This is a genomic window from Pedobacter heparinus, assembly GCF_032678725.1.
GTDB classification, from domain to species: domain Bacteria; phylum Bacteroidota; class Bacteroidia; order Sphingobacteriales; family Sphingobacteriaceae; genus Pedobacter; species Pedobacter heparinus_A.
On sequence record NZ_JAVTSC010000003.1, the window covers coordinates 226,245 to 238,558 of the forward strand.

Annotated in this window: 9 protein-coding genes; 6 read left to right on the forward strand and 3 right to left on the reverse strand. The window is 44.6% G+C overall.

Annotation, left to right across the window (positions count from 1 at the left end; genetic code table 11):
* Positions 1-62: 62 nt before the first annotated feature.
* Positions 63-443 (reverse strand): PH domain-containing protein, encoded by a 381-nt coding sequence (locus tag R2Q85_RS06430; protein WP_316810927.1) that lies wholly within the window; start codon positions 441-443, stop codon positions 63-65.
* Positions 444-630: 187 nt separating this feature from the next.
* On the opposite strand from R2Q85_RS06430, the gene R2Q85_RS06435 reads away from it, so the two are divergent.
* The 6 genes from R2Q85_RS06435 (at position 631) to R2Q85_RS06460 (ending at position 9,463) form a co-directional block, all read left to right on the forward strand.
* A complete protein-coding gene (locus R2Q85_RS06435; protein ID WP_316810928.1) occupies positions 631-1,152 on the forward strand; it encodes a GNAT family N-acetyltransferase in 522 nt (173 codons plus the stop codon).
* A gap of 126 nt (positions 1,153-1,278) precedes the next feature.
* A complete protein-coding gene (locus tag R2Q85_RS06440; protein ID WP_316810929.1) occupies positions 1,279-2,142 on the forward strand; it encodes an alpha/beta hydrolase in 864 nt (287 codons plus the stop codon).
* A gap of 524 nt (positions 2,143-2,666) precedes the next feature.
* Positions 2,667-4,064, forward strand: coding sequence for a TolC family protein (locus R2Q85_RS06445; RefSeq protein ID WP_316810930.1), 1,398 nt, complete (start codon positions 2,667-2,669; stop codon positions 4,062-4,064).
* 11 nt (positions 4,065-4,075) lie between these two features.
* Positions 4,076-7,354 carry an efflux RND transporter permease subunit gene (locus R2Q85_RS06450; protein ID WP_316810931.1) on the forward strand — a complete coding sequence of 1,093 codons (3,279 nt, stop codon included), beginning with the start codon at positions 4,076-4,078 and terminating at the stop codon, positions 7,352-7,354.
* 30 nt (positions 7,355-7,384) lie between these two features.
* A complete protein-coding gene (locus R2Q85_RS06455) occupies positions 7,385-8,488 on the forward strand; it encodes an efflux RND transporter periplasmic adaptor subunit (RefSeq protein WP_316810932.1) in 1,104 nt (367 codons plus the stop codon).
* Positions 8,489-8,509: 21 nt separating this feature from the next.
* Positions 8,510-9,463: a helix-turn-helix transcriptional regulator gene (locus R2Q85_RS06460; protein ID WP_316810933.1), complete on the forward strand. Its 954-nt coding sequence runs from the start codon at positions 8,510-8,512 to the stop codon at positions 9,461-9,463.
* Between the two features lie 174 nt (positions 9,464-9,637).
* Here the strand turns inward: R2Q85_RS06460 and R2Q85_RS06465 are convergent, their stop codons facing one another.
* Positions 9,638-10,726 (reverse strand): AI-2E family transporter, encoded by a 1,089-nt coding sequence (locus R2Q85_RS06465; RefSeq protein WP_316810934.1) that lies wholly within the window; start codon positions 10,724-10,726, stop codon positions 9,638-9,640.
* A gap of 189 nt (positions 10,727-10,915) precedes the next feature.
* The gene (locus R2Q85_RS06470; protein WP_316810935.1) at positions 10,916-12,298 is read right to left on the reverse strand and encodes an SGNH/GDSL hydrolase family protein; all 1,383 of its coding nucleotides are present in this window, start codon (positions 12,296-12,298) and stop codon (positions 10,916-10,918) included.
* Positions 12,299-12,314 lie beyond the last annotated feature (16 nt).

The following is a 12,314-nucleotide window of genomic DNA, read 5'->3' on the forward strand; positions in this document are numbered from 1 at the left end:
ATAGCAGACATGCTAAAGCTTCCGGTCTAACCATCAGAGAAATCCAAGTTATAAAATGGGTACTATCCCAGCACATGATGTGCAAGTACTTTCTGTACCTCAAACACATTTACCGATTTATTGAACTTCTTCCTGATGCTTGGAGTAGTTTCACTTGACACCCAGATCTTTAATTCCGCATCAAGGTCAAAAGTACCGGCAGTTTCCACACTAAACCTGGAAATGGCTTTATAAGCAATAGAAACATACTCAGTCTTGCTGCCCGTCAATCCCTGAACATCAACAATGATGAGCCGCTTATTGGTAAAGATGAAAGTATCCCGGATCAATTTAAAACCAAGTTCAATCTCTTCATTATCTATAAGCAGTGTCCCGTAGTTCTTCCTCAGGTCATCCTGACTTACCGCACCTGCATTGCCCATTAAAGCTGAAAATAATCCCATACTGAATATAATTTTTCTAATTTAAGATTAGAGTCAACAGAAGGAATAAAGTTACAGTCCCTCCTTCATTTCCCCCACCCTGCAATTGATCAAAGACGATTGGCATTCCCTAAAATCAATCCACATAACCCTGCAAATAGCAAATTATAGTAAATTTGCAATCAGGCTGATGGCCTGAAGTAATAATATGATACACAACAAAACCATGATTTTACGTAAGGCACATATTAACCAATTGCCGGTTATTTGGGAAATTATCCAGCAGGCAATTGAACAAAGACGACAAGAAGGAAGTGCACAATGGCAAAATGGATATCCAAACGAAAACACAATCATCAATGATATTGAAAAGGGATATGGATATATCTTTTTAATTGACGAAGTTGTTGTTGCCTATGCAGCCATCATTTTTGACATAGAGCCTGCCTACGAAGTGATCGAAGGAAAATGGCTTACCAATGATGGCGATTACGTGAATATACATCGTATTGCCGTTTCTGCCTCAGCGAAGGGAAAGGGGGTTGCAACAAGACTACTTACCCTTATTGAGCAGCTGGCTGCTGACAATAAAATATACAGCATCAAAATAGATACAAATTTTGACAATGAGCCAATGCTTAAAATATTAAATAAACTTGGGTATACCTACTGTGGTGAAGTTTTGTATCAAGGTGCATCCCGCAGGGCATACGAGAAAGTACTGATATAAAATTCAACGGGTCATATGCCCAGTCAAAATCTGGCTGAGACCGTAAAATTTGATTGCGAACAAATCAAACAAAAAATCGTTTTAATAATTGAAAGTCTATTTTTTGATCAATCAATTACAACAAATATGACAAGACAAATAACAAACAAATCAATTAAAGTTGACGGCATTGATATTTTCTATCGGGAAGCTGGTGACAGGAAGAACCCAGCCTTGTTACTTTTACATGGGTTTCCGACTTCATCGGTCATGTTTAAAAATCTGATGACAGTCCTGGCCGACAGGTTTTATCTCGTCGCCCCAGATTACCCCGGATTTGGTTTTAGTGCTTTTCCAGACAAAGACCTGTTTGAATATTCCTTTAAGAATGTATCTGCTTATATGAATAAATTTACCGATACAATAGAGTTGAACCGTTTTACTATCTATCTTCATGATTATGGATGCCCAATCGGGCTTCGCATCTGCGTAAGTAATCCAGAAAAAATAGAAAGGATCATTGTCCAAAACGGCAATGCCTATCTTGAAGGTATCGAACCTATCTGGGATGAAATTAGGTCGTACTGGGACAATCCTACCGAAGAAAAGAAGAAAGAGGTGTATGCTTTTTTAAGTAAAGAAGGCACAAAAGATCAGTATTATGCCGGATTACCTGAAGAGCACCTTCCCCGCGTCAGCCCTGAAACCTGGATATTGGACTGGGAGCGGATGAGCAGGCCCGGTAATCTCGACGTACAGTTTGAGTTGAACTGCACCTATAAAAGCAATATTGAGCTGTTCCCTGTCTTTCAGGAATATTTCCGCACACACCAGCCTCCAGCCCTTGTTGTATGGGGAAAGCATGATCCATATTATGATGTGAAAGAGGCCCATTGTTACAAGAGGGATTTACCTAATGCCCAAATCCATATCATTGATGGTTCCCACATGGTACTCGAGACAAACTTTGAAGAGGTGTTGGAACTCATCAGCAATTTTCTAAATTCATAACAAATACTAGTGAATTACAGAATACGCCAGCTCTACCCAAAGAACCTACCGCATTAAAAAAAGCAGCCCACCGCAGCGTATTTAAACCCACTCTTGTGAATTATAAAAAAAAAACCTTAAAAATGCTATCCGGACACAACAAGACAATAGCCTAACGGCTTTTGCACTACTCGCCGGACTTGCAGCAGGTGCTGTAATCACGGTGTTATTTGTCAAAATATCCGGACGTGAATCCAGAAAACTGCGGAATGAAAAACTCAATTCCGCCCAACAAAATCATCACCAGACGCTGGAAGAGCACCTTTTTAATAATATGCGTGAAACTACCCGTGATCATGCCTAACATTTACAAGGGCCGCAAAGTTCCTTGTCTTTTCTATAGCAATTGCGCTTATGATTGTAATGTAATGGCTAAGTCATTAAAATAAAATTCAAACAATTGTTTGAATTTCATAATAAATGATTTGACGCGCATACTTTGTGCTTCATGCAGAGAAATAAATTTGTAGTGTAACAACTACACTATGTTTAAAACCCTTCTCTACTTTACCTGTTTCTTCAGTTTTATGATTACCAGGCCCGGGACAGCAAGTGCGCAAGCACTGAGTCTAAAGGCGGCGGTAGATACTGCGCTTAATAATTATGGCACTATTAAAGCCAAGCTCAACTATGCCTATGCTGCAATAGCAACGCTGCAGCAGGCAAAAACAGAATACCTGCCCAACCTGAGTTTATCCGCCCAGCAGGATTACGGAACCATTAATGGACAAAACGGCCCCTCTTACGGGTTGGGAGGCCTGGGGGCTGCCTCCAGCGGGCCGGCCTTTGAAAAACAAAACTGGAATGCCGCATTTGGAGGCTTGTACCTTGCCAACATGAACTGGGATTTTTTCACCTTCGGCAGGATCAGGGAAAAAATCAATGTAGCAGGCAGCATCCTGAAAAGGGATCAAAGCGATCTGGAACAGGAAAAGTTTCAGCACGAGATTAAAGTATCGGCAGCTTACCTGAACCTCCTGGCCGCTCAAAGATTAACCAGGTCCCAGAAAAACAACCTGCAACGGGCACTTACTTTTAAAAACACGGCAGTCATCAGGGCACGCAACGGCCTCATTGCCGGGGTGGATTCCTCACTGGCCGGTGCCGAAGTTTCCAGCGCAAAAATTGCACTGACCAGGGCTATAGATCTGGAACAGGAACAAGCGAACCGTTTAGGCATACTGATGGGGGTCACCAGCATCAATACCACACTGGACACCGCCTCCATCACCAGGATACCTACGCAAATCTATCCGGATAGCTTAATCAATGAGCACAGTCATCCGCTTCTGCAATTCTACAAAGCAAGGGTGGATGTTGGCAACGAACAGCTAAAACTTTTCCGGAAATCCTACTACCCCAGCTTTTCTCTTTTCGGCGTGATACAGGGACGGGGATCGGGGTTTGGCCCCGGCTATGCGCAAGATCAAACTGCCTTTACCCGTAGCTATACAGATGGGATAAACCCCACCAGGAGCAATTACCTTGCAGGAGTTGGTATGGTCTGGAACCTGACCAGTATCCTGCGCAGCCAACCACAGGTACGGGCACAGCAGTTTGTAACCAGAGGCCTGCAAAACGAATACGACCTTACCGGTCAGCAGCTTCAGGCCCAACTGGCACTTGCCAATGCAAAACTTAAAAATGCTCTTGATAATTATAACGAAGCACCGGTACAGGTCAAGGCAGCTTCAGAAGCCTATTGGCAAAAAAGTACTTTATACAAGAATGGGCTCACTACCATCGTAGACCTTACCCAGGCTTTGTACACGCTTAACCGCGCCGAGACTGACAGGGATATTGCTTACAACAATGTATGGCAAGCCCTGCTGTTAAAATCTGCCGCACTTGGAAATTTCGACCTTTTCATCAATGAATTTTAATTAGCCTATCCATGAACCTGATCCGCTTCGCGCTTAGAAAACCTATCTCTATCCTTGTCCTGGTTGCCGGACTGTTCTTCTTTGGCATTGGTGCAATCACCAGTATTAAGGTAGATATTTTGCCAAAAATGAACCTGCCGGTAATTTATATTGCCCATCCCTTTGGTGGTTATACCCCCAACCAGATGGAAGCTTATTTTGGCAAGCAATATGTCAACATTCTGCTATTTGCCAATGGGATCAAAACCATTGAGACCAAAAATATACAGGGCTTAATGTTGATGAAGCTAACCTATTATGAAGGTACAAATATGGCCCAGGCGGCTTCAGAGCTTAGTGCCTTATCTAACCGTGCCCAGGCCATTTTCCCGCCGGGTTCCCAGCCGCCATTCATTATCCGTTTCGATGCCTCTTCCCTTCCTGTAGGCCAGTTGGTGCTGAGCAGTCCTATCAGGACAAACAACGAATTGCAGGACATTGCCAACACCTACATCCGCTCTTCATTTACGGCTATTCCGGGCTTATTGGCACCGGCCCCATTTGGCGGAAGCCCGCGGACAATTGAGATCAATGTGGATCCGGTACTGATGCGTTCACATAATTTAACGGTAGACCAGGTTGTAGAGGCCATTAAAGTTAATAATCAAACTGCCCCTCCAGGCAACGTCCGCATAGGCGATAAAAATTACCTTACCCCAACCAACTACACGATAAGGAATGTCAGGGATTTTGAAAACATCCCCCTGTTTAAGGGTAGCGTACAAAATCTTTACCTGCGCGATGTAGCCACGGTTAAAGACGGTGCCGATGCCACTGCTGGCTATGCCCTCATTAACGGTAAACGTTCGGTGTACCTCAGCATTGCCAAATCAGGTGACGCCTCCACATGGGATGTGGTCAGCAACTTAAAAAAGAACCTGCCCCAGATCCAGAGTACCCTGCCCGAAGATGTGAAACTGTCCTACGAGTTTGACCAGTCGATATATGTGATCAATGCTGTTAAAAGTCTGATCAGCGAGGGCGCCATCGGGGCAATCCTTACCGGATTAATGGTACTGTTGTTTTTAGGAGATAAAAGAGCAGCGCTGATTGTAATTCTAACTATACCAACTTCAATCATTGCCGGGGTGTTGTTCCTGAAGCTATTTGATCAGACCATCAACATCATGTCACTAAGCGGTCTGGCCCTGGCCATCGGTATCCTTGTAGACGAATCAACCGTGACCATAGAAAATATACACCAGCATTTTGATATGGGTAAGCCCAAGGCCCTCGCCATCTGGGATGCCTGTACGGAGATTGCATTCCCAAAACTGCTGATCCTTTTGTGTATCCTTGCCGTGTTTGCGCCCGCATTTACCATGTCAGGGATTCCAGGGGCATTGTTCCTTCCCCTGGCCCTGGCCATTGGTTTCTCTATGATTGTTTCTTTTTTCCTGTCTCAAACCTTTGTACCGATCATGGCCAACTGGCTGATGGTTGCCCATCCCAAAAAAGTCCCGGCACATAGCAGGCAGATGACGGATGATGAAGCCATCTTCAGGGAAACCGGACTTAGCCTCGAATCGGAAAAAGACACGCTCAACCAGAAAAAATTACTTGTAGAACGGGGGGATTTCAGTAAGAATGGAAAAATTTCACCCTTTGAAAAATTCAGGAACCGGTTTATGCGCTTTCTGGAGCGGATCATGCCCCACCGCAAGCCAATAGTGCTGGTTTACCTGCTGATTGTAATAGCAGCTGCTGTACTGCTGTTAACCAATATTGGCAGGGATGTATTGCCTAAAGTCAATTCCAGCCAGTTTCAGTTGCGGATGAAAGCACCAGACGGAACGCGTCTTGAACGTACCGAAGCAAAAGTACAGGCGGTTCTAAGGGAGATCAAAAGAATGGTTGGCCCGGAACATTTAGCCATCAGTTCTGTATACATAGGCCAGCACCCTGCAACATTCTCCGTAAACCCGATCTATTTATTCATGGCAGGGCCTCACGAAGCTGTTTTCCAGGTAGGTCTGAAAGATTACCATGCTGACATGGAAGAATTTAAAGACCAGCTTAGAGAGAACATCAAAAAGATAGCACCGGACATCAGTTTATCTTTCGAACCGATAGAACTGACAGACAAGGTACTGAGCCAGGGCTCTTCAACACCTGTGGAAGTGCGCATTGCCGGTAAAAATAAAAAGATCAATGAAGTGTACGCCAATAAAGTCCTTGCAGAACTCAAACAGGTACCTTATCTGCGTGATGTGCAGATTGCCCAGGCCATTAGATATCCATCATTGAACGTCAATATCGACAGGATTAAAGCTGCCCAGCTGGGCATCGATATGAGTGATATCTCCAGGTCTTTAATCGCCTCCACTTCCTCCTCCCGCTATACAGATAAGAACGTCTGGGTGGATGAAAAAATAGGCCTTACCTATAATGTACAGGTGCAGGTACCCTTTAACCAAATGAACAGCAAAGATAACATGGGTGAAATTCCCTTGCTGAGAAACAGTACCAGACCGATGCTGAGCGATGTGGCCAGCATTACAACAGATACCACTTACGGAGAGAACGACAATGTAGGTGCTATGCCCTATCTTTCTGTTACCGCCAACCTGAACAAAATGGACCTGGGTTCCGCCAGTAAGGAAGTAGCTAAAGCAATCCGTGACCTCGGCAAGCTGCCCAGGGGACTGGTGGTAAAACCTGTAGGCATGATCAATGTACTTTCAGAGACCTTAAGCAGTTTACAATCCGGATTACTGGTGGCCATTGTGGTGATCTTCCTGATGCTTTCGGCCAATTTCCAGTCATTCAAGGTACCATTGGTGATCCTGACTACTGTGCCTGCAGTTATACTTGGTGCTTTGCTGCTGCTCTGTATCACTGGTTCTACACTAAACCTTCAGTCCTATATGGGTATCATAATGTCTGTAGGGGTATCTATTGCCAACGCGGTATTGCTCATCACCAATGCAGAACATTTGCGCAAACATAGCGGCAATGCCATGACGGCGGCGAAAGAAGCTGCTGCCTTAAGGATCAGGCCCATCATCATGACCAGTGTAGCTATGGTTGCAGGCATGCTGCCGATGGCCATTGGTCATGGTGAAGGGGGCGATCAGGTATCACCGCTCGGCAGGGCAGTGATCGGCGGACTGATTGCCTCAACGGTTGCCGTTCTGGTGATCCTGCCCCTGGTTTTTGCCTGGGTACAAGGTAAAGAAACTACACAGTCCATCTCCCTGGATCCTGAGGATAAAGAAAGCAGACATTACATCAAAGGATTAGCAGAATAATTTTTACAGGCCTTAAAAAAATAACCACACATGAAAGCAAACCCATTCCTGAATACATTGACCCTGGCAGGCGGCATTGCCTTGCTGTCAACCATCATCGGCTGTTCGGCAAACACCGAAAAAAATGCCGTCAAAACGGAGCAGGCAGTTGCCATTGCCACTTTTAAACTCAAAAAAGATAAACTCAACACCACGCTCCAGCTGCCTGGAGAATTAAGCGCCTACCAGCAGGTAGACCTTTATGCCAAGATCAGCAGCTTTATCAAAACACTGAAAGTGGACATTGGTTCCCAGGTAGTCAAAGGTCAGTTGCTCATGACACTGGAAGCACCCGAAACCAACTCCCAGCTTGCGGCTGCACAGTCCAGGTTAAAATCACAGGAAGCTCTCTATACTGCCAGCAAGGCCAACTACGACCGCCTGTACGAAACCAGTAAAACACCGGGCACCATTTCTAAAAACGATCTGGACCAGGCCACGGCCCGCAGAAATTCCGACCTTGCGCAATTTGAAGCTGCTAAAGCAGCTCGCAAGGAAGTGGCAGCAATCAGGGATTACCTGGAAATCCGGGCGCCTTTCAGCGGCATCATCACGGCAAGAAACGTGAACCTGGGCGCTTATGTGGGCCCTTCGGGTAAGGGTTCAGAATTTCCACTGCTCACCCTTCAGGAACAGAAAAACCTTCGCCTGGCCGTCTCCATCCCTGAAATGTATACCGGCTATTTAAAAACAGGTGATCAGGTCAGTTTTACAGTGAAATCCGTTCCTGATCAGGTTTTTATCGCAAAGGTAAAACGAATGTCAGGCGCACTTGACCTGCGTTTACGTTCTGAAAAAGTAGAAATGGATGTGCCCAATATGTCCAAAAAATTGCTGCCCGGGATGATTGCTGAAGTACACATTCCGCTTCCTGCGGCTGCAAGCACATTTGTCATTCCCAGAGGAAGCCTGCTCGAAACCGCAGAAGGCATCTATGTGCTAAAAAGCCAAAACAATAAAATTGAAAAAGTGCCTGTAAAAAAAGGCAGGGAATCAGAAGATAAGATTGAGATTTTTGGTAACCTGAAGGCAGATGACCTGCTGGTGGCCAAGCCCAACGAAGAGATAAGGACAGGACAGCTTGTACAACCATAATTTTACAAGGAACTTATGCTAATGCTGAACAAAAATCAGGAGCTTTATGAGGTGAACAAAATTGAGAGCCTACAAGATTTTTATGACAGATTAAAGGTGCAGCGGCCCGAAGTTATAGTGCCCAGTTTAGAGAGTGTAATCAATACCGGCCACTTCGGTGTTTTCAAAAGATCTATGCATTGCACGGCCAACCCATCGCCTTACAACCGAAGAGATTATTACAAGATCTCATTGATCATTGGCTCCGGGATATTGCATTATTCCGGTCAGCGGATCCTGGTAAATGAGCGGGCTTTGCTCTTTACCAATCCCAATATTCCCTATGCCTGGGAAGGCACCTCGAAAACACAGGCCGGTTATTTCTGTCTTTTTACCGAAAACTTTGTTCACAAACGGAACGAGAGTTTACGGGAATCCCTGCTGTGGCGGCTTCAGGATTGCCCTATTATGCCCATCTCGCAGCAGCAGGAGCAATTGTTCACAGAATTATTTGTTAAAATGATGAACGAAAATGAAGGCCCGTACGTTCATAAACACGAGCTGCTGCGCAATTACATCCAACTGATTGTTCATGAAGCTCTGAAAGTCCAGCCTGCCGATACCTATTTTAAAGAAAACAACGCAGCGGTACGGCTCACTTCTTTATTTATGGAGTTGCTGGAACGTCAGTTCCCTATCGGCTCGACAGACCACGTATTGGAACTAAGAACTGCACATGATTTTGCCAGCAAGCTTTCCGTGCACGTAAACCACCTCAATCACGCGGTAAAAGAGGTAACCGGCCGAACTACATCAGAGCATGTCTTGAAAAGAATTGCTACCGAAGCAGCGGCTTTACTCAGGCATACAGAATGGAATGTAGCCCAGATTGCCTATTGCCTTGGCTTTGAATACCCGGCAAATTTCAATATCTTCTTCAAAAGGCAAATGCAGTGCACGCCCAAATCTTTTAGAAAAGAAGAAGTCCCTTATTAAAAAAGCTTACGCGGATTTATCTATACAACCAGTCTGGTACACAACTGCTGTGCCAGTACATTTTTTGGTTAAAATAGCAATATTGAAACTGAAAAATTTTCACTTTTTCTGATTTTGTCAGTTTGAAATGTCAGATTTTCAGTATAATTTCACTATGCCCGCAGAAGAGAAGCGTTATCTGTCAAAAATGCTTTTAATTTTATCAATAACACCCGTTTTCCTACTTCTTTGCTTCTCCGTTCCTATCAAAAAACCATAAGATTGCAGATCAGGCACATGGTCACATACAATCTTCAAAATGCCAAGTAGCGGAATCGCCAATACCATCCCTGCAATTCCCCATATCATTTCGCCCAAAACGATAACAAGTATGGTAAACAAAGGGTTAATATTCACCTGCTCGCCAACAATCAGGGGCTCCAGGAGATAGGTCTGTATAAATTGCACCATAGCATAGGTTACCAATACGCCAATGATCATTTTGCTATCTCCGCCTTGTGCTACCACAGAAAGCAGCGTAACTAATGTTCCGGTTAAATTGCCTACAAAAGGAATAATCTCCAGGATGCCACACAAAACCGCAAAAAAAATGGCGCTTTCTACACCAACAATGCTGAAGCCTATGCCATACATCACCCAAAGTATCCCAATCATTGCTGCCAATCCACTTAAATATTGCTGTGCCACTTTACCTGCCTTATGCACCACGCCATCAGCTTTATTTTTTTCATCCCCCGGTACCAGTTTCAAAATAAACTTCTTGATGTGCGAACGATAAAGCAGGAAAAGAAACATATATACCAGCACAAGTACTGTATTTACCAATATATCCATAATTTTGGCGGCGAAACCAGCAAGCATATTTCCTGCCCCGCTACCACCTGCCTGCCCCTGTTGCGTTACCATTTCCTTTTGTTGCTGCGCGTCTATACCCACCTTCTCATAAATCCACTGCTGAAAATTGGAAACCAGGCTAACTGCGCGCGTTTTCATTGCATCTATGTTCTCAACAAGTCCGTTCAGTTGCCAGAACAACAGGAACACGATCAAAGCAATTGCCAATACAAAACTCAATATACAAAGGAGTGAAGCCAGGCCTCTGCTCATGCCCTTATGTTCAAACCAGTTGCAAAGTCTGATAAATAACATCGAAAAGACGGCTGCCAGTGTTACAGGAATCAGAAAGGGTCCTGCAAAATACAACCCGCCAAAGGATAAAACAAAAAATAAGAGTACGTAAATGCTGTGTTGGAGTTTTGCCATATTACTTACAACAATTGTTTTATACTTTATGTTCTATTCTGCTTTTTCGTTATTATTATTTATACTCCACGCTTTTTCATCTATAAAAGCAAACTATTTCATAGGCATCAGCCCCCCGTGGACCTTGGAAATATTCCTATATTTCCTTCAGAAAGTAATCTCATAACAGTAGCAAGCCACTAAGTTCCGTCATTTAACAGCATAAACTCCCCTTATCAAAATCTTGCCAAGGTAAATCACAGAACGGTTATACTTATCCGGATGTAAGGTGATGTCTTCAAGTTGATTCTGGCCCAGTATCTTCCTCTTGTCAGGTATTTCTTCAGAAATCTTAAAAGTGACCTGATGCAGGCCCTCAGGTAATTCAATACAAATAAACTGTCCGCGGTAGCGATTGTTGCAAAACGGATTAAACCTGTTGAGTTGATCTCCGCTACCCTCTACAATTTTATACAGATTGGTCCCCTTCCTGGTCAGCTTTACCGATTTACCATCCACAAGTATATCCAGCTGACCTGCTTCCGGGCCTCCGATATCAAAAAAGCCGAACATACTCCCGCGAAAAGTGAAACTGAACGCATCACCCGGCTTGTCAGCAACCATCAGATAGGGAAACCACTCCTTGTAGCTCTTAAAACCTGCAGCATCAGTATCTTCTTTTCTCCAACCTTCAGAAAATTTCGCGATTTCCAGTGGCGACAGCATCCTGGCATCCTCCCAGTTGTCGGCATGCAATGGCGCCGGTAAGGATTCCGTTTTTACCGGCTTTGCCGTTTGTATCTTCAACAGGGAACGAGCGATTGCAGCGGCATACAGATCTCCTCCAGGGGGAAGCGGATGTACACCGTCCTGAGAAAAAACAAGCTGTCCGGTCACTTTGGCCGGATCGCCTGTGTCTATAAGCTTTCCGGCTTTCCATAAACTGGCTGCTTCTTTTGCCATATGAATTGAAGGCAGGGAATAATGTTGGGCAATACTATCGAGTTTTTGGATCCCTAAAGGAATCTGCCCTTGTTCGTATTCTTTTAATTGCCGGGAAGTGACGGTATAGATCAGACAGATATCGATGTTTTTATTGTATTTCTTAGTCTGCCGGATGATTCCTTCTACACCTTTAACGAATCCGCCATTCACGGCAAATTCAATAAACAAAAGATCCGGTTGATATTGGAGTACCTGTTCCTGCAGCCTGCAGGCGCCAAGATCTGCATCCGTTCCGGAAATGCCCGCATTGATGCCTTTGATTTCGACAGCCGTAAACATGCCGTGAATAAATTTAGCAGACTGCAGCCTGTACATCAGGTTGCTGCGCGTAATGCTTCCTCCCAAATAAGCAATCCTCAAGGGCTTCCCTGATCTTGCTTTTGCGAAAAATGAAGGAAGACCTCCCCGTACCTCGCACTCTCCGGCATCCTTAAAAGCACCTGGCTGTACCAGCGGTACGGAAGGAGCCGCAACGTCAAAAAAGACGGCTGAAGCTCCTGCCTGGCTCGCAGCAATCAATTGCTGCTCCTGGGAAAGGCAGTTAAACGAAACCAGGAAAGAAAACAACATCATTGTATATCTCATCATATCTACACCACAAAAT